Here is a 17,396-nt window from a genome sequence, read left to right on the forward strand (position 1 = left end):
CGGCTTCGTTTCCGCGCCAGATCAACGATCATGCGCCAACCCGCACAGTTGCAGGAAATGCAACACAGCCCGCTTGTGCCCTCCAGACTCGGCTGGCGCCCCTGCAACGCGACGATGTCGGGAGCCGTCACGGCGAGCTCGAAGGTCTCCTCCACGGTGATGATCCGCTGCTCAGGCGCGCACGCGCCGATGAGCGCGGCGAGCAGCGTCGTCTTCCCCGCGTGCGTGGCGCCCGAGACGAGCACGTTGCGACCGCCGGTCATCGCGTCGCGCAACAGGTCGGCTACGTCGAGCGGAAGCGATCCGGCGCGGACGAGATCGTCGAGGGAGCGCCGAGCCGGCAGGAATTTGCGGATGTTCACCGCGAAATGCGCGCGTGTGATATCCGGAATCACGACGTGCAGTCGACTCCCGTCCGGGAGCGAGGCGTCGACGAACGGCTGGCTGAGATCGACTCGGCGCCCGGTGGCGTGCAGCATCTTCTCGACCACATCGCGCACCGCCTCGTCGGTCAGTCGCATCGCCACGCGCTCGCTTCGCCCCGCTCGGGCCGCGAAGACGGCGCCCGGGCCGTTGATCCAGATCTCCTCGACCTGCGGATCATCCAGGAGCACCTGCAACGGACCGTAGCCGGTGACGCGCGCGAGCACCTCGCGCACCGCCGCGTCCTCGTCGTCGACGAACTCCAGTCCCCGTGCGAGGGCGTAGTCATTGTGGTGTCTCACCTCCGCGGTCGCCAGCTGCGCGGCGCGATCGGGATGCCGCAGCGGGTCGGCCTGCTCATCGCGCAGGCGGTCGCGCACCCGGTCGGCGATCGCGCGCAGCACCATCGTCGACGCCGCCGAGATCGTTCCCTCCGGCGCGACGGACGTGGGGGCGGATGCGGAGGGGGTCATGGCGGCATCCTCACATCGACGAGGGTCGGCGCGCCGAGACTATCCACAGCGCTCCCGCGCCGTCGCGCGGAATGCCGAGGACGGGCGGCAAGAGAAAAGAAACCCCGCCCTTTACTGTTGCAGCAGAAAAGAAACAACCCTGTCGAAAAACAGGAAAAGGTGCGGTAATCTCTCGGCCATGGCACGCAGAGAAATCAAGACGTATATCGTGGTCGACGATCTCACCGGCGAGGAGATTCCCGAAGAGGACTCCGTCAGCATTCAATTCAGCTACGGCGGGCAGGCGTACGAAATCGATCTGTCGAGGCAGAATGCGACGAAGCTGGATGACTTCCTCGCCCCCTACATCGACAAGGCCCGACGGGTGCGCTCGTTCGGCGCGGCGCCGGTGCGGCGCGGCGCTCCCGCAGCGCGCACGCGCGATCTGGAGGCCGTCCGCGCCTGGGCGCGCTCCAACGGCCACACCGTGAGCACGCGCGGACGAGTGGCGAAGTCCCTCCTCGAGGCGTACGACGCCGCGCACTGATTCCTCCGCCGGCGGGCGGGCGGATCCTCCGCCGCGGCGCCCTGCTTGTGTTGTGGTCTGACCACAGAGTACGATTTCTTCGTGCTCACGATTCCCGAGACCCTTCAGGCGCAGGCCGACGCGGCGGTCCATAAGGCGGACGGCGTCCTCTCCCCCGGGCGTTTCGCCGTTTCCGGCATGCTGGCCGGCGCCTACATCGGAATCGGCGTCGTCCTCATGGTCGCCACCGCCGGCCCCCTCCTGGCAGCGGGCGATGGCCTCGCCAAGCTGGTCGCCGGCGTCGTGTTCGGCGTCGCCCTGACCCTCGTGGTCTTCGCCGGGGCCGACCTGCTCACGAGCGCGATGATGATCCTCCCCCAGGGCGCCCTCATGGGAGCCGTCGGCTGGTGGCGTGCGATCGGCACGATGGCGGCCACCTTCCTCGCCAACCTCGTCGGCGCCCTCCTCTTCGCCGCGCTCATCGTCGCCTCGGGCGTGCTGCACGCCAATGCACCCGCCGGCAAGATGATCGCCGACATGCTCGCCGCCAAGGCGGAGGAAGGCCCCCTGCAGCTGTTCGTCCGCGGCATCCTCTGCAACGTGCTCGTGTGCCTTGCGATCTGGATGTGTGCACGCGTGCGCTCCGACGTCGCAAAGATCCTCCTGATCTTCGCCGCGATTCTCGCTTTCATCAGCTCGGGTTTCGAGCACGTCGTCGCGAACATGACCACGTACGGCATCGGCCTGTTCAGCGGCGACCCGCACTTCACGTGGGGCCTCTTCGCCAACAACATGCTCTGGGTGGGCCTGGGCAACCTCGTCGGCGGCGGGATCGTCGTCGGTCTGGGTTACTGGATCATCGGCGGCCGTCCCCGTCTGGCAGCCGCGTCGACGGTATCCGCTCCGGAGTCGGTCGAGACCACTGGATAGACTGGTCGCCGCGCGGGAGTGGTGAAATCGGCAGACACGCAGGATTTAGGTTCCTGTGCCTTCGGGCGTGTGGGTTCAAGTCCCACCTTCCGCACGGACGACGTCGCCGCAGAGCGGCCGGTGTGATCAGCCGATTCACCGCAATCACTCGGGAACCGCGCCGGTAGACTGACCGCGACCGCTCTCCTGAGCGACCTTCCACCGCCGATCTACCGACGGGAACCCTGTGCACGCTCTCGCCCTCATCCCCTGGCTCGATCCTGCGGCCATCATCCAGAACGCGGGCCCGTGGGCCCTGCTGGTGGTCTGCTTCATCGTCTTCGCCGAGACGGGTCTGCTCGTCGGCTTCCTGCTCCCCGGCGACACGCTGCTGGTGATCTCGGGCCTGCTGTCGCACTCGACGCCGACGCTGCCGCACGGGATCTTCGGCATCAGCGTCTGGTGGGTGGCGCTGCTGATCGGCCTCGCGGCCTTCGTCGGCGGCGAGCTCGGCTATTACATCGGGCACAAGGGCGGACCCGCCGTGTTCGAACGCAAGGACTCCGGCCTCTTCAGCCGCAAGAACGTCGAGCGCACCAACGCGTTCTTCGAGCGCTACGGCGGCCTCACCGTCATCCTCGCCCGCTTCGTGCCGATCGTCCGGACGTTCGCCCCGGTGGCGGCGGGCGTCGGCCACATGCCGTGGCGCAAGTACTCGCTCTACAACCTCATCGGCGCGGTCCTCTGGGGCTTCGGCCTCACGATGTTCGGCTACCTCATCGGCTTCATCCCGCCGGTGGCCACGTTCGTCGAGAACTACATCGACCTCATCCTGCTCGCCGCCGTCGGCGGCACGGCCCTAGTGACCGTGTGGCACTACTTCTCCGAGCGTCGCAAGGTCAAGAAGGAGCAGGCCGCCGGGCTCGCGCCCGAGACCGTCGAGCCTCTCGAGGACGGCACGCCCGCAGCCTGAGTCACGACGCCTTGGTGGCCTTGCCCTTCTTGGGCGGGGCCACCTTCTCGTTCTCCGCACGGGCGGCCCGGCTGCGCTCCACACTGGCCTTCAGCGCCGCCATCAGGTCGATGACCTCGCCCCCGGCATCCTTCTCGGCCTTCTCGCCGAATGTCTCGGACGTATCGAGCGCGTCGCCCTTCTCGAGCTTGGCGTCGATCAGGGTCCGCAGCTCCTGCTGGTACTCGTCGACGAACTGCGCGGGGTCGAAGTCCGACGAGAAGCTCTCCACGAGGGATGCCGACAGCTCGAGCTCCTTGTCGGAGATCTTGACCGGCTCATCCAGCGCCGGGAACGAGGCTTCCCGCACCTCGTCGGCCCAGAGCAGCGTCTGCAGCACGAGGACGTCTCCCCGCACCCGGAGCGCGGCGAGACGCGTCTTCTGGCGCAGGGAGAAGCGCACCACCGCCGTGCGATCGGTCTGCTCGAGGGTTTTGCGCAGGAGCACGTAGGCCTTCGGCGAGGCGGAGTCGGGCTCCAGGTAATAGGGCCGGTCGAGCGTGAGCAGATCGATCTGGTCGCTGGGGACGAACTCGACGACCTCGATCTCGCGACTGCGCTCCGCCGGGAGCGAGGCGAGGTCTTCGGCGGTCAGCACCACGGTGCGGTCGCCGTCGTCGTACGCCTTGTCGATGTCGGCGTAGGGCACCACCTCGCCGTCGAGCTCGCAGATGCGCTGATACCGGATGCGTCCGCCGTCGGCCGCGTGCACCTGATGCAGCGGCACGTCGTGGTCTTCGATGGCCGAGTACACCTTCACCGGCACGTTGACGAGCCCGAAGGTGAGCGCGCCCTTCCAGATCGATCTCATGGGCCCATCAAACCGGCTCCTGCACCGGTTCGCCAGGGGCTGGCCGCTACCCTGGCGCCATGGCACAGGCAGCACAGGTCGTCGAGGTCGGCGGACGACGCCTCCGGCTGAGCAACCTCGACAAGGTGCTGTACCCCGCGACCGGCACCACCAAGGCCGAGGTCATCGACTACTACTCGCGTATCGCTCCGCTCCTGCTCCCCCATCTCGCGGGCCGACCCGTCACGCGGCTGCGGTGGCCCGACGGCACCGGCGAGCCCCCCTTCTTCGCGAAAGACCTGGAGGCCGGCGCACCCGACTGGCTCCGGCGCCGCGCGATCGATCACTCCGGCGGAGCCAAGGACTACCCGCTGATCGACGACGTCGCGGGTCTGGTGTACCTCGCGCAGGTCGCGAGCCTCGAGCTGCACACGCCGCAATGGCGCTTCGACGGCGGCGGCCGCGGATCGCCCGACCGGCTCGTGCTCGACCTCGACCCGGGACCCGGTGTCGGGCTCCCCGAGTGCGCCGAGGTGGCCCGCCGGGCCCGCGGCATCCTGGCGGACATGGGCATGGACCCGCTGCCGGTGACCAGCGGGTCGAAGGGCCTCCACCTGTACGCACCCCTGGACGCGACGCGCACCAGCGACGAGATCTCGGCGTTCGCGCGCGAGCTGGCACGCGCGTTGGAAGCCGACGATCCGGATCTCGTCGTGAGCGCGATGAGCAAGAACGCACGCCCCGGCAAGGTGTTCGTCGACTGGAGCCAGAACAACGCCGCCAAGACCACGATCGCGCCCTACTCGCTCCGCGGACGCGCGGAGCCGACGGTCGCCGCCCCCCGCACCTGGGCCGAGCTCGACGATCCCGACCTGCGGCACCTGCTGTTCGATGAGGTGCTCGCCCGCGCCGCCTCCGACGGCGACCTGCTCGCCCCCCTGGCGCCCGTCTCCCCCGATCCCCTCTCTTCGTACGTCGCGAAGCGCACCCCCTCCGCCACGCCCGAGCCCTTTCCCGCGTCCGCGAACCGACACGCCCTGGCCGAGCCGCCACACCCCGGCCCGGCGGGGCATAGCGGCTCGCACGAGTCGTGGCGGTTCGTGATCCAGGAGCATCACGCGTCGCGTCTGCACTTCGACCTCCGGTTGGAGCACGACGGGGTGCTCGTCAGCTGGGCCGTGCCGCGCGGCATCCCGGCGAACCCCGATCGCAACCACCTCGCGGTCATGACCGAGCCGCACCCCCTCGAGTACCTCACCTTCGCCGGCGAGATCCCCGCCGGCGAGTACGGCGCGGGAACGATGACCGTCTGGGACTCCGGCACGTTCACGGTGGAGAAGTGGCGCGACGACGAGGTGATCGCGACCCTCTCCGGCCGGCCGGACGGCCCGCTCGGGCGTGTGCGGATCGCCCTGATCCGCACGGCCGGCTCGGGTGAGAAGTCCCAGTGGCTCCTGCACCGCACGAAGGATGCCGCCACGCCGCCAGTCCGCGCCGCGCGCGCCGGGCATCGCGCGCCCGCGCGAACGGCGAGCGGGCCCGACGCCCCGATGCTCGCGGTGTCGACCACGCCGGCGCTCGCCGCGGCGGCCGCGCGAAGGTGGGGCGACCTCCCCTGGGTCGAGTTCAAGTGGGACGGCATCCGCGCCGTCGGCACGTGGGACGGCAGCCGCCTGCGGTTGCGAGCGCGCAGCGGCGCCGACATCACCGACCGCTACCCCGAACTCACCTCCGGAGACGTCGGCTTCGGCCCCCGCCCGGCGGTCGTCGACGGCGAGATCGTCGCCCGGGATGCCGCGGGCCGCCCGAGCTTCACGCTACTGCAGTCGCGCATGCATCTGACCTCGGCGCCGGAGATCGCGCGGGAGGCGCAGCGCATCCCCGTCGACTACTTCCTCTTCGACGTGCTGCGCGTCGGCGAGGAGGACGTCACCGGGCGTCCCCTGCGCGAACGCCGCGAGGTCCTCGAGACGATCGCGGCCGAGGCCATCGCCGCCGTCGCCGTGCCGCCGGTCGCGGACGACGTGTCCGATGCACTGACGGCCGCCGCGGAACTGCACCTGGAGGGTGTGGTCGTCAAGGATCCTCGGTCTCCCTACCGTCGCGGAGCCCGGTCCGAGGAGTGGCTCAAGGTCAAGCTGACGGCCATGCAGGAGGTCGTGATCGGCGGCATCCGCCCCGGGAAAGGGGGACGGCGCGGCAGTATCGGATCGCTGCTGCTCGGCATCCCCGATGAGGACGGCCTGCACTACGTCGGACGCGTCGGCACCGGATTCGGCGACCGCGAGCTGAGCCGGCTCGCGGCCCTGCTCGAGCCGCTGCGCACCGACTCCTCGCCCCTGCTCGGCGTGCCGGTCGCGGACGCCTCCGATGCGCTGTGGGTGCGGCCGGAGCTCGTCGGCGAGGTGGAGTACGCGGAGTTCACGCCGAGCGGCACCCTGCGCCACGCCCGGTGGCGCGGTCTGCGTCCGGATGTGGATCCCGCAGACGTGCGCCGGGACGACTGAGCTCAGGCCGGCGCGGCGGTCGGACCCTGCGGGTCGGCCGCGAAGACGGCGACGGCGTCCCCGTCCCACACGAACTGCAGCGCGGTGCCCACCGGGAAGGCGGCGCGCAGCTCCTCGGGGCTGTCATCGGCGACGAGCAGCGCGACGGTCGGTTGGAACGGCCCCGCGCCGCAGCCGCTGGTCCCGAACCGCGACCCGTCGGCGGCCGGGACCCGCGGCGTCACGATCAGACACTCGCCCGAGGAATCCAGCACGTCACGCGCGACGGCGACCACCACGAGCCCGGAGAACGCGTAGGCGGAGCTCTCCTCGGATTCGCCGAACCACGGCATCGCCGCCGGCGGACTGGTCAACGGCTCGTCCAGGCTCGCGACCTGCCGCGCTCCCGTGACCGGTGACACCGGACGGAGCGAGGCCAGACCGAAGACGAGCGCACCGACGACGACGGCCACCACCGCGATCGACGCCGCCCATCCGATCGCCAGCGCACGTCCGATGCGGGGCGGCATCGCCGCGGGCGCTTCCGTCGGGCGTGGAGGCGGCGCGCCGCCGTCCTCCGGGGCGGTCTCGACGGCCGCGCCCGGCGCGGGCGCAGGCGTGGCCGCGGGCGCAGGCGTCACCGGGGCCTGCGTGCGGCGCCGTTCCTCCAGCGCCCGCAGGCGGGCCAGCGCGTCCGGATCGCGCTCGATGTCGGCATCCGGTCCGTACGCGCGCGTGCGCAGCAGGGAGAGTTCGCGGAGATCGGCATCGTCCATGCCCTGCATCGTCGCACAGTCGCCGGGCGGGCTTCGTCGCTACACGTGCGCGTCGTGCTCGCGGTGCCCGGCCGGCTCGAGCTGGAACGTGGAGTGCTCGACATCGAAGTGACGCGACAGGCAGCTCTGCAGACGCGACAGCAGCGCCCCCGCACCTCCGGCGTCACCGGCGAGCACGTCGTCCGCGACGACGACGTGCGCGGTGAAGACGGGGGCGCCGCGCGTCAGCTGCCACACGTGCACGTCGTGCACGTCGACGACGCCGGGCTCGCCGAGGATGTGGTCGCGGATGTCCGCCACGGCGGTGCCGTGCGGCGCCCGCTCGCCGAGCACGGAGAAGACCTCGCGCAGGAGTCCGACGGCCCGCGGCAGGATCATCACCGCGATGAGCAGCGAAGCGAGGGCGTCGGCCGGCATCCAGCCCGTCGTCCAGATGACGACGGCCGCGACGATCACGAGCGCCGAGCCGATGAGGTCGCCGAGCACCTCGATGTAGGCGCCGCGCACGTTGATGCTGCGCTTCTGCGCCGCGCTGAGCAGGTACATCGACACGGCGTTGGCGACGAGACCCACCGCGGCCACGAGGAGCATCAGCCCTCCCGCGACCTCGACCTCGGTCGGTCCGATGAGACGCTGGATCGCTTCGACGGCGATCCACACCATGAGGGCGATGAGGATCAGCGCGTTCACGAGGGCGCCGAAGACCTCCGCGCGCTGATAGCCGTAGGTGTTGCGATCGTCGGCCGGTCGCCCGGCCACCGCCGAGGCGATGAGGGCGATCACCAGCGCCGACGAGTCGGTGAACATGTGTGCCGCGTCGGCCAGCAGGGCGAGCGATCCGGTCAGCAGGGCGCCGACGATCTGGACGAGCATCACTCCGGCCGTCAGCCACAGCGAGATCGTCAGCAGTCGCCGATTGCTCGAGTCCCGGATGCCGGTGGGTGCGTGATCGTGCATAGAACGAGGCTAAGCCGCGGCGCCGCCCGCGCACCCGCTCGCGCACTAGTCGGGAATGAAAGCGGTTATCGCTCCAGCGCGCTCAGCAGCGGCGCGAGCGCGACGAACGCGCGGGCGCGGTGCGAGGCCGCGTTTTTCTCCTCCGCCGACAGGTCGGCGGCCGTCCGCCCCTGCTGGTCGTCGGGCAGGAAGATCGGGTCGTAGCCGAACCCGCCGTCGCCGGAAGGCGCCGTCGCGAGCCGGCCCGGCCAGACGCCCTCGACCGTCTCTTCGTGCACGATGCGGCCGCCGGGCCCGGGCACCACGAGGGCGATGGTCGAGACGAACTGGGCCGTCCGGTGCGGGTCGGCGATGTCGGAGAGCTGGTCCAGCAGCAGCTCGAGGTTCGCGCGGGCATCCTTGCGGTGCCCGGCCCAGTACGCGGAGAAGACGCCGGGGGCGCCGCCGAGCACGTCGACGCAGACGCCGGAATCGTCGGCCAGCGCGGGAAGCCCGGTGTGGGCCGCGGCGGCTCGCGCCTTGATGAGCGCGTTCGCGGCGAAGGTGACTCCGTCTTCGACGGGTTCCGGACCGTCGTAGCCGATGACCTCCAGATCGGGGCGCACACGCGCGACGATCGCGCCGAACTCCTCCACCTTGTGCGGGTTGTGGGTCGCCAAGACGATACGGCGGGGTCCGGCGTCCGCCGTGGAGGAGTTCGGGACGCCGGTCACGAGGCGAGCACCTCGGTCTGGGCGTCGCGGAGGTCGGCGCAGCCGGCGACGCCGAGCTCGAGCAGTGCGTCGAGCTCGCGCTTGTCGAACGGGGCCCCCTCGGCGGTGCCCTGCACCTCGACGAACAGACCGCGACCGGTGACGACGACGTTCATGTCGGTCTCGGCGCGGACGTCCTCGACGTAGGCCAGGTCGAGCATCGGCTCGCCGTCGATGATGCCCACCGACACGGCGGCGACGGAGTCGAGCAGCACCTTCGCGTTCTTGCCGACGAGACCCTTCGCGCGGCCCCACTCGATCGCATCGGCCAGGGCGACGTAGGCACCGGTGATCGCGGCGGTGCGCGTGCCGCCGTCGGCCTGCAGCACGTCGCAGTCGATGACGATGGTGTTCTCACCGAGCGCCTTGGTGTCGACGACGGCGCGGAGCGCACGACCGATCAGACGCGAGATCTCGTGGGTGCGCCCGCCGATCTTGCCCTTGACGGCCTCCCGGTCGTTGCGCGAGTTGGTGGCGCGCGGCAGCATCGCGTACTCCGCCGTCACCCACCCCTTGCCCTTGCCGGTCAGCCAGCGGGGCACGCCCCCCGTGAAGGATGCCGTGCACAGCACCTTCGTGCCGCCGAACGAGATCAGAGCGGACCCCTCGGCGTGCGCGCTCCAGCCCCGCTCGATCGTGACGGGGCGGAGCTGGTCGGGCGTGCGCCCGTCGGCGCGGGTGGTGGTCTCGGTCATGGGGTTCCCTTCAGGGGGTCCGGCAGGTCGATGGCGCCCGTCTGCACGAGGCGCACGCTGGAGACGCCGCGGCCCATGAGCCGGTCGGCGAGGCGGAGGAAGTCGTCGGCGGAGTCGCCGGTCGCTTCGTAGGTGTGGGTGGCGACCGCATCCGGACCGGCGAGGAGGTCGCGCGAGACGAGCTGCCGGTAGACGTCCTTCGCGGTCTCGGTGTCGCTCGAGACGAGCGACACCTCGGGCCCCATCACGTAGCTGATGGCCCCCTCGAGGAACGGGTAGTGGGTGCAGCCGAGCACGAGCGTGTCGACGCCCGCGTGGCGCAGCGGCGCGAGGTAGTCCTCCGCCACCCGCAGCACCTCGGCAGACCCCGTGACACCGGCCTCGACGAACTCGACGAAACGCGGGCAGGCCTGCGTGAACACCGCCAGCTGCTCGTTGACCCCCAGCATGTCCTGGTAGACGCCCGAACCAATGGTGCCGACCGTCCCGATGACGCCGATGCGCCGGTTGCGCGTGGTCGAGATCGCCGTGCGCACCGCCGGGCCGATGACCTCGACGACCGGCACGTCGTAACGCTCCCGCGCGTCGCGCAGAACGGCGGCGGATGCCGTGTTGCAGGCGATCACGAGCATCTTGACGCCCTGCTCCACCAGCGTGTCGAGCACGTCGAGGCTGTATCGACGGACGTCCGCGATGGGCTTGGGACCGTACGGCGAGTGCGCCGTGTCGCCCAGGTAGAGCACGGATTCGCGCGGGAGGAGCTGCGAGACCGCCCGGGCCACGGTGAGCCCGCCCACCCCGGAGTCGAAGATCCCGATCGGCGCGTCATTCACGATCCTCCACCCTACCCGCCGGTCCCGGGAGGATCTCCGCACGCGGACCCGGCCCGGCGCCCGACGGCCTCGACGGCGTCGCTAGAGTGACGGAATGACCCGCGCCGATGCCCCGTCGTCCGCCCTGCTGACCGACCGGTACGAGCTCACGATGATCGACGCCGCCCTCCGCGACGGGACCGCGTCGCGACCGTGCGTGTTCGAGTTGTTCGGCAGACGCCTGCCGGGTGCGCGCCGCTTCGGCGTGGTAGCGGGCACCGGGCGGCTGCTGCAGCAGCTGCGCGCGTTCCGCTTCGGCGACGACGAGCTGCGCTACCTGCGCGACCACCGGGTGGTCGGCACGCAGACGCTGCGCTTCCTGGAGGATTACCGCTTCACGGGCACCATCCGCGGATACCGCGAGGGCGAGCTCTACTTCCCCGGATCGCCCATCCTCACCGTGGAGGGCTCGTTCGCGGAGGCCGTGGTGCTCGAGACGCTGGCCCTCAGCATCCTGAACCACGACTCCGCCGTCGCGAACGCCGCCGCCCGCATGAGCATCGCCGCCGGCGACCGCCCCCTGGCCGAGATGGGGTCGCGCCGGGCCGCCGAGCGATCGGCCGTCGCCGCCGCGCGCGCGGCCTACATCGCGGGCTTCGGCGCCACGAGCAACCTCGAAGCTGGTCGCGAATGGGGCATCCCCACGATGGGGACGGCCGCGCACGCGTGGACCCTCCTGCACGACACCGAGGAGGAGGCCTTCCGCAGCCAGATCGATGCGCTCGGCATCGACACCACGCTGCTCATCGACACCTACGACATCCGCGCCGGCGTCGAGACCGCGGTGCGCGTCGCCGGAACGGGGCTCGGCGGGGTGCGGATCGACTCCGGCGACCTGCCCACCGTCGCAGCGGAGGTGCGCGCGCAGCTGGACGAGCTCGGCGCGACGTCGACGCGGATCACGGTCACGAGCGACCTCGACGAGTTCGCGATCGCGGCGCTGGCGGCATCCCCCGTCGACGCCTACGGGGTGGGCACGTCGGTCGTCACCGGATCGGGCGCTCCGACGGCCGGAATGGTCTACAAGCTGGTCGCGCGCCAGGATGCGGCGGGCAGCTGGGTCGCCGTGGCGAAGGCGTCCACCGACAAGGGCTCGCGGGGCGGACGCAAGGCCGCGTTCCGCACCCTGTCGCACGGGACGGCCACCAGCGAGCTCATCGCGGTGTCGGACGGGTTCGACGCCGTGCAGACCTCCGACGACCATCCCGACGCCCGGGCGCTGCAGGTGACGCTCGTGGACCACGGTGAGCCGGATACCGCGTACGAGGGCGCCGGCGGCGTCGCGCAGGCCCGCGCGCACCACGCCCTGGTGCGCGAAGAGCTGCCGGTGACGGCACTCGCGCTGAGCCGGTCCGACCCGGCGCTGCCCACGGTCTACATCGACGCGTGACAGGAGGCCCGGACCGACGGCGAACGGGTCAGCTCATGAGCGACTCGTAGATCTCCTTGCACGTCGGGCACACCGGGAACTTCTCCGGGTCGCGGCCGGGCGTCCACTTCTTGCCGCAGAGGGCGCGCACCGGCTTTCCCGTCAGGGCCGACTCGAGGATCTTGTCCTTCTTGACGTAGTGGGAGAAGCGCTCGTGGTCGCCGGGCTCGATGTTCTCCTCGCGCAGGAGCTCCTCGAGCTCCCGGTCGAGGGTGGCGACGCCGCCGTCGCCGGGGCCGTCGGGGCTGTCGAGAGGGCTGCTCATGGTGTCCGATTCTATCCGCGCGGCGACCCGCCCGGCCGAGTTAGTCCACAGCGGATCAGGTCGACTCCGCGAACTCCATCAACCGCTCGCCCGTGCGATCGAACACGGCGCCGCCGCCGAGGATGCCGGCGAGCAGCACCACCGCGCCGATGCCGATGCCGCCCCACAACGCGGTCCACGACCACTGTTCGTCCACCGTCAGGGCGAGCCAGGCCCACCACAGCGCCGGAGCCCCGCACGCCAGCGCTCCCAGCATCACGACGCCCTGCGAGAGACCGCCGCCGGTGCGCTGCGGCTGCTGGAACGGACTGTCCCCGGGCCGGGAGACGGCGTAGGGGGCGATGACCGAGGCCAGGGAGGACAGGCCGAGTCCGCTGAGGAAGAGGCCGGCGCACACGCCGATCATCGCCGGGAGCATCGCCCACCGGCCGTGTATGGAGACGGTGACGGGGATCGCGACCGCCAGTACCACGACGCCCACGAGGGAGATCGGGGCGAGCCGCCCGGCCCGGTCGGCCGCACCGCGCACCGCCCCGGCGATGTGCATCCACAGCGCCGTCGAGTCGTACGCGAGGTCGTTGTGCGGCAGCCATCCGAGGAAGAGGGCGATGAGGGGCGCGGGGATGAGCACCGCCATCGACAGCGGCACCCCGACGAGCACGAGCGGCACGATCGTCACGGCCGCGGCCACGGGCACGATGATCATGTTCACCAGGTAGCGCGGGTCGCGGAACCAGTAGATGAGACTCCGTGCGGCGACACCGCCCGCCGGCGTGCCTCCGGTCAGGTCGAACCATCCCAGACCGCGCCGCTCGCGCGTCGAGCCCGGGCGCTCCGTCGTCGTCATCAGGCGCCCGACGACCCAGAACCAGCAGACCGCGAGAAGTGCAACCGTGAGGGCCGCCACGATCGCGGGCCCGAGCAGTCCGCCGTGGACGGCTCGGTGCGGGAGCGCCCAGGCCGCCCCGAACGGCGTCAGCGCCAGGACGTCGACCGCTTCGGTGAGGGCCGACGGGACGCCCTCGGCCCACTGCAGCGACGCGAGGAACACGACGACGGGCACCACCACCGCGATCACGGCGATGAGGAAGACACCCGTGAGCTCCCGCGACCGTCGCTCATGCAGGAGCCCTCCGATCGCGAGGGCGATCTTGGACAGGAGCAGGCAGGTGAGCACCCCGGCGATCGACGACAGCACGACGACGGCCGCGGGCGCTCCGCGCTCAGACCAGAGGGTGGCCATCGCGATCGCGATCGCGATGAGCGCGATCATCGGCACGCTGATCACGCTCGCCAGCAACGTCGCGGCGGCCGTCGCACGCGGCGAGGCGCCGAGGACGGAGAACCGGCGCGGATCGAGCTGATCGTCCACGCCGCCGATGAGCGCCGTCACCAGGAAGCCGACGGTCAGAGCGGATGCCGCCACCATCGTGACGGCGAAGGCGGCCTCGTCCGACGACGAGCGCAGCCGCAGGGCGCCCGCCCACACGGCACCGACGGCCAGCGCCACGAGCACGAACCCCACGACCGTCCGCACCGCCTGTCGGCGCTCGCCCCGCAGCGCACCGATCAGCAGATCGAGCCTCAGTCGGAGAACGTGTGCAACCACTCGAGCCCCTCCGCGTCGCTGATACCGCCCGAGAGCTCGATGAAACGCTCCTCGAGGGTGAGGCCGCCGCGGACCTCGTCCACCGTCCCCTCGGCCAGGACCCGACCTCCCACGATGACGGCCAGGCCGGAGCACACCCGCTCCACGAGCTCCATCCCGTGGCTGGAGAGCACGACCGTCCCCCCGTGGGCCACGTACGCGGAGAGGATGTCGAGGACGACCGCGGAGGACACCGGATCGACCGACTCGAACGGCTCATCGAGCACCAGCACCCGCGGCGAGTGGATCATCGCGCCGGCGAGCATGATCTTCTTCGTCATTCCCGCGGAGTAGTCCGACACGGGCCGCACCAGGGCGTCGGTCAGGTCGAACGCGCGCGCGAGCTCGGCGCTGCGGCTCTCGACGACCGCGGAGCGCAGTCCCCTCAGCACGCCGTAGTAGTGGAGCAACTGGCGCCCGGTGAGCCGGTCGAACGTGCGGAGCCGGTCGGGGAGGATCCCCATCTGCTGCTTCGCGCGGCGCGGGTCCGCGGCGAGGTCGATGCCGGCGATCGCGATGTCGCCGCTGTCGGGGCGCAGCAGGCCCGCGATCATGGAGAGCGTGGTCGTCTTGCCGGCGCCGTTGGGACCCACGATCCCGTAGAAGGTCCCCGCCGGGATGCGCAGGTCGATCGCGTCCACCGCGACCGTCGCGCCGAACGACTTCGTGACGCCCCGCACGTGCACGGCCGGCGTCGGCGATGCCGCCGCCTCGGACACGGCCTCTTCGCTCGCCACGACGAACACCTCGTCGGCCAGGTCTCCGAAGACCTCCGCCACCGACGGCTCGGGCACCTCTGCCGGGTCGTCTTCCCGCTCCGGTTCGGATGCCGGGGCGAGGTCAGGCTCGAGGTCGGCGGCGTCGGGCTCGGGCTCCGGCTCGGGCTCGGACTCCGCCTCCACCGCCTCGGGCTCGGGCTCTGCGGCATCCGCTTCGGACTCCGCCTCCGGCTCAGGCTCTACGGTCTCAGCAGCGGTCTCGGTCTCTGCCGCATCCGCGGATTCCGGCTCCGGCTCGACAGCCGACTCGGCGACCTCGGTTTCGGGCTCGGAATGCGGGCGCGCCGGTTCCTCGACGTCTCCCTCCGGCTCGACCGCGGCCGGCGCCGGGACCTGCTCCTCGGCGTCCGCGGCCGGCTCCTCGACCGTCGGCGTGGTGTCGGACTCGGCGGGCACGACGACCGCGCGATCGGCCGCGGCGGCCTCGAAGCGCGCCGCGGCGATCTCCGGGGCGATCTCGGGGCGCGGCGGCGTCTCGACCTTCGGCTTCCGCGCGCGCGGCGCACGCTTCGCCGGCGGGCGGCGCGGGCGCGGAGCGGCGGGCGCCGGAGCATCGACGACGGGCGCCTCGTCGGCATCCGAGGGCGTCCGATCGAGCCGAGCGGCGGCCTCCGCAGCGGCGACCGGGGGCAGCGGCGGCAGGGCGTGCACGCCGTCGTCGTCCTGGGGGATCGGCTGGGGGGCGCTCACCCGACAAACCTAGCAAGCACGCCCGACGATTGCCGCGAGTCGTCCACAGAGCGTGACAATGCGTGCGGTTCGGGGGGCGAAAATGCGACGGATCAGCCACTTCCCGCACCTTCCCAGGTCGAGCCGGTATCATAGCCGGAGCACAAGGAAGTGGCTGAACGCCGAATACTCCGTGAACACTTCCCCGGGAGCACACTCGTGACACTTCAGACCGTCATCCTCGCAGCGGGCATGGGCTCGCGCCTCGGGCGCTCGCTGCCCAAGCCGCTCACCGCGCTCAGCGACGGCCGCACCATCATGCAGCAGCAGCACGACAACATCCGCGCCGCCTTCGGATCGGCCGCCCGCATCACGACCGTCGTGGGCTACCGCGCCGAGGCCATCGTCGATGCGTTCCCCGACTCCGAGTACGTCTACAACGAGCGCTACGACCAGACCAACACGTCCAAGAGCCTTCTGCGGGCCCTCCGCGCGACGGGGCGCGCCGGGGTCCTGTGGCTCAACGGCGACGTCGTCTTCGACCCGCGGGTGCTCGGCCGGGCCCGCCCCCTGATCGATGCCGAGCAGTCCTTCGCGACCGTCAACACCTCCTCGGTCAGCGACGAGGAGGTCAAGTACACGGTGTCCTCGGAGGGCTTCATCGCCGAGCTGTCGAAGACCGTCCGCGGCGGCGTGGGTGAAGCCGTCGGCATCAACTACATCTCCGCAGCCGACAAGCGCGCGCTGATCGCACAGCTGAGCCGCGTCGACGACCAGGACTACTTCGAGCGCGGGCTCGAGCTCGCCATCGCCGAGAACGGCCTTCTGCTCGAACCGCTCGACATCTCCGACCTCTATGCCGTCGAGGTCGACTTCGCGGAAGATCTCGAACGCGCCAACCAGTTCGTCTGACCGGACGATCGACGACACCCCGACCGCTCAGCCGCCGCTCAGGGGCCGTCCATAGGATCGTGCCGACATGGCCAAGATCCATCGCATCCACTCCCTCCCCGACGACGCGCCGTGGGACGGTGGCCTTCCTCCGGAAGGATCGCCCGAGCACCCGCGCACCGTGCGGGCGCTCGATCGGATGCTGCAGGTCCAGCGCCCGGTCGTGATCGCGCACCTGCGCAGCATCCGTCTACGCCATCCCGAGGCGACGACGGCGCAGATCGTCCGGATGCTGGAGCGGCGCTACCTGGCGGCGGTGACCACCGGCGGCGCCGCCGTCGGCGCGACGGCGGTCGTACCCGGCATCGGGACCGGGGTCACCCTGGCCCTCTCGGGCATCGAGACCGTCGGGTTCCTGGAGGCCACGGCGCTGTTCGCCCAGTCGCTCGCCGAGCTGCACGGCATCCGCGTGGACAATCCCGATCGCGCCCGCGCGCTCGTGCTGACGCTGATGCTCGGCCAGGAGGGCGTCGACCTCGTCGCACAGCTCGGGCGACAGGTCGCCGGCACCGGTGGCTCGCGCACCTCGTACTGGGGCGAGCTCGTGACGAAGTCGCTGCCCCGCGCGGCCGTCGGTCCGCTCGTCGACCGGCTCAAGTCGTCCTTCATCCGGCAGTTCGCGACCAAGGGCAGCGCCTCGGTCATCGGCAAGGCGCTCCCCTTCGGCATCGGTGCGGCCATTGGCGGAACCGGAAACCACCTGCTCGGCCGCCGCGTGGTGGTGGGATCCCACCGCGCGTTCGGTCTGCCGCCCGTCGCGTACCCGGCGGAGCTCGAACCGCGCCCCGGCACCGAGCGGCTCGAGCGCTCCGCGTTCGGCACGGTCCGGCGCGCCGGCGAGGCGATCGGTGCGGGCGGACGTCGCGCGGCCGGGGCCCTGGGCGCCGCCGCCGGCGCGGTCGGAGCGAAGGCCCGCCGCGGTGGCCGCTCGGCGGCGGACGGCGCTGCCGCGGGAGACTGACGACCCGCGTCGCGGGAGACGCGCCCGGCGGGGGCGCCCCCGCG

The 17,396-nt window shown here is 71.4% G+C and carries 17 protein-coding genes and 1 tRNA gene; 8 read left to right on the forward strand and 10 right to left on the reverse strand.

Translation table 11 applies throughout. The annotated features are described in order from the left end of the window. On the reverse strand, positions 1-896 hold an 896-nt coding region (locus tag AC1Q49_RS12125), incomplete at its 3' end, for a TadA family conjugal transfer-associated ATPase (RefSeq protein ID WP_492492404.1). A gap of 178 nt (positions 897-1,074) precedes the next feature. Here AC1Q49_RS12125 and AC1Q49_RS12130 point away from each other — a divergent pair. From AC1Q49_RS12130 to AC1Q49_RS12145, 4 genes are all read left to right on the forward strand, one after another. After that, a complete protein-coding gene (locus AC1Q49_RS12130) occupies positions 1,075-1,422 on the forward strand; it encodes a histone-like nucleoid-structuring protein Lsr2 (RefSeq protein WP_492492406.1) in 348 nt (115 codons plus the stop codon). Between the two features lie 81 nt (positions 1,423-1,503). Then, a complete protein-coding gene (locus AC1Q49_RS12135) occupies positions 1,504-2,331 on the forward strand; it encodes a formate/nitrite transporter family protein (RefSeq protein WP_060959152.1) in 828 nt (275 codons plus the stop codon). Positions 2,332-2,343: 12 nt separating this feature from the next. After that, a tRNA-Leu gene (locus AC1Q49_RS12140) sits at positions 2,344-2,425 on the forward strand. Positions 2,426-2,557: 132 nt separating this feature from the next. Then, complete coding sequence (locus tag AC1Q49_RS12145; RefSeq protein WP_060959151.1) at positions 2,558-3,283, forward strand: DedA family protein; 726 nt, start codon at positions 2,558-2,560, stop codon at positions 3,281-3,283. A gap of 1 nt (position 3,284) precedes the next feature. Here AC1Q49_RS12145 and ku read toward each other — a convergent pair whose 3' ends face one another. Next, positions 3,285-4,133 carry a non-homologous end joining protein Ku gene (ku, locus tag AC1Q49_RS12150; protein ID WP_191008447.1) on the reverse strand — a complete coding sequence of 283 codons (849 nt, stop codon included), beginning with the start codon at positions 4,131-4,133 and terminating at the stop codon, positions 3,285-3,287. 59 nt (positions 4,134-4,192) lie between these two features. Between ku and AC1Q49_RS12155 the strand changes: the two genes are divergently transcribed. Next, on the forward strand, positions 4,193-6,619 hold the full coding sequence (locus tag AC1Q49_RS12155) for an ATP-dependent DNA ligase (RefSeq protein ID WP_492492409.1): 2,427 nt from the start codon (positions 4,193-4,195) through the stop codon (positions 6,617-6,619). A gap of 2 nt (positions 6,620-6,621) precedes the next feature. On the opposite strand, the gene AC1Q49_RS12160 is transcribed toward AC1Q49_RS12155, so the two are convergent. The 5 genes from AC1Q49_RS12160 to murI all read right to left on the reverse strand — a co-directional run bounded on the left by AC1Q49_RS12160 (position 6,622) and on the right by murI (position 10,611). Beyond that, a complete protein-coding gene (locus tag AC1Q49_RS12160) occupies positions 6,622-7,374 on the reverse strand; it encodes a spermidine/putrescine ABC transporter permease (RefSeq protein ID WP_492492411.1) in 753 nt (250 codons plus the stop codon). A gap of 39 nt (positions 7,375-7,413) precedes the next feature. Further along, complete coding sequence (locus AC1Q49_RS12165) at positions 7,414-8,331, reverse strand: cation diffusion facilitator family transporter (RefSeq protein ID WP_492492413.1); 918 nt, start codon at positions 8,329-8,331, stop codon at positions 7,414-7,416. A 65-nt stretch (positions 8,332-8,396) separates the two neighbouring features. Next, the gene (gene rdgB / locus AC1Q49_RS12170; protein WP_492492415.1) at positions 8,397-9,044 is read right to left on the reverse strand and encodes an RdgB/HAM1 family non-canonical purine NTP pyrophosphatase; all 648 of its coding nucleotides are present in this window, start codon (positions 9,042-9,044) and stop codon (positions 8,397-8,399) included. Continuing rightward, the gene (gene rph, locus AC1Q49_RS12175) at positions 9,041-9,778 is read right to left on the reverse strand and encodes a ribonuclease PH (protein ID WP_101306098.1); all 738 of its coding nucleotides are present in this window, start codon (positions 9,776-9,778) and stop codon (positions 9,041-9,043) included. Before rph ends, rdgB begins: the two co-directional genes overlap by 4 nt. Next, positions 9,775-10,611 (reverse strand): glutamate racemase, encoded by an 837-nt coding sequence (gene murI / locus AC1Q49_RS12180; protein ID WP_060959145.1) that lies wholly within the window; start codon positions 10,609-10,611, stop codon positions 9,775-9,777. Before murI ends, rph begins: the two co-directional genes overlap by 4 nt. Positions 10,612-10,705: 94 nt before the next feature. Between murI and AC1Q49_RS12185 the strand changes: the two genes are divergently transcribed. Further along, complete coding sequence (locus AC1Q49_RS12185) at positions 10,706-12,040, forward strand: nicotinate phosphoribosyltransferase (RefSeq protein WP_492492418.1); 1,335 nt, start codon at positions 10,706-10,708, stop codon at positions 12,038-12,040. 28 nt (positions 12,041-12,068) lie between these two features. Here the strand turns inward: AC1Q49_RS12185 and AC1Q49_RS12190 are convergent, their stop codons facing one another. The 3 genes from AC1Q49_RS12190 to AC1Q49_RS12200 are packed head-to-tail and all read right to left on the reverse strand — an operon-like array spanning position 12,069 to position 15,461. Beyond that, complete coding sequence (locus AC1Q49_RS12190) at positions 12,069-12,344, reverse strand: DUF3039 domain-containing protein (protein WP_060959143.1); 276 nt, start codon at positions 12,342-12,344, stop codon at positions 12,069-12,071. A 55-nt stretch (positions 12,345-12,399) separates the two neighbouring features. Then, a complete protein-coding gene (locus AC1Q49_RS12195; protein ID WP_060959142.1) occupies positions 12,400-13,953 on the reverse strand; it encodes a hypothetical protein in 1,554 nt (517 codons plus the stop codon). After that, positions 13,929-15,461 carry an ABC transporter ATP-binding protein gene (locus tag AC1Q49_RS12200; RefSeq protein WP_492492421.1) on the reverse strand — a complete coding sequence of 511 codons (1,533 nt, stop codon included), beginning with the start codon at positions 15,459-15,461 and terminating at the stop codon, positions 13,929-13,931. The genes AC1Q49_RS12195 and AC1Q49_RS12200 overlap by 25 nt, the downstream gene beginning before the upstream one ends. Before the next feature lie 198 nt (positions 15,462-15,659). Here AC1Q49_RS12200 and AC1Q49_RS12205 point away from each other — a divergent pair, with 198 nt between their 5' ends. Further along, positions 15,660-16,352 carry a phosphocholine cytidylyltransferase family protein gene (locus AC1Q49_RS12205; RefSeq protein WP_060960196.1) on the forward strand — a complete coding sequence of 231 codons (693 nt, stop codon included), beginning with the start codon at positions 15,660-15,662 and terminating at the stop codon, positions 16,350-16,352. Between the two features lie 67 nt (positions 16,353-16,419). Beyond that, positions 16,420-17,352, forward strand: coding sequence for a hypothetical protein (locus AC1Q49_RS12210; RefSeq protein WP_061782226.1), 933 nt, complete (start codon positions 16,420-16,422; stop codon positions 17,350-17,352). The last annotated feature ends 44 nt before the right edge of the window (positions 17,353-17,396 follow it).

This window comes from Microbacterium sp. MPR-TSA4 (assembly GCF_058792815.1).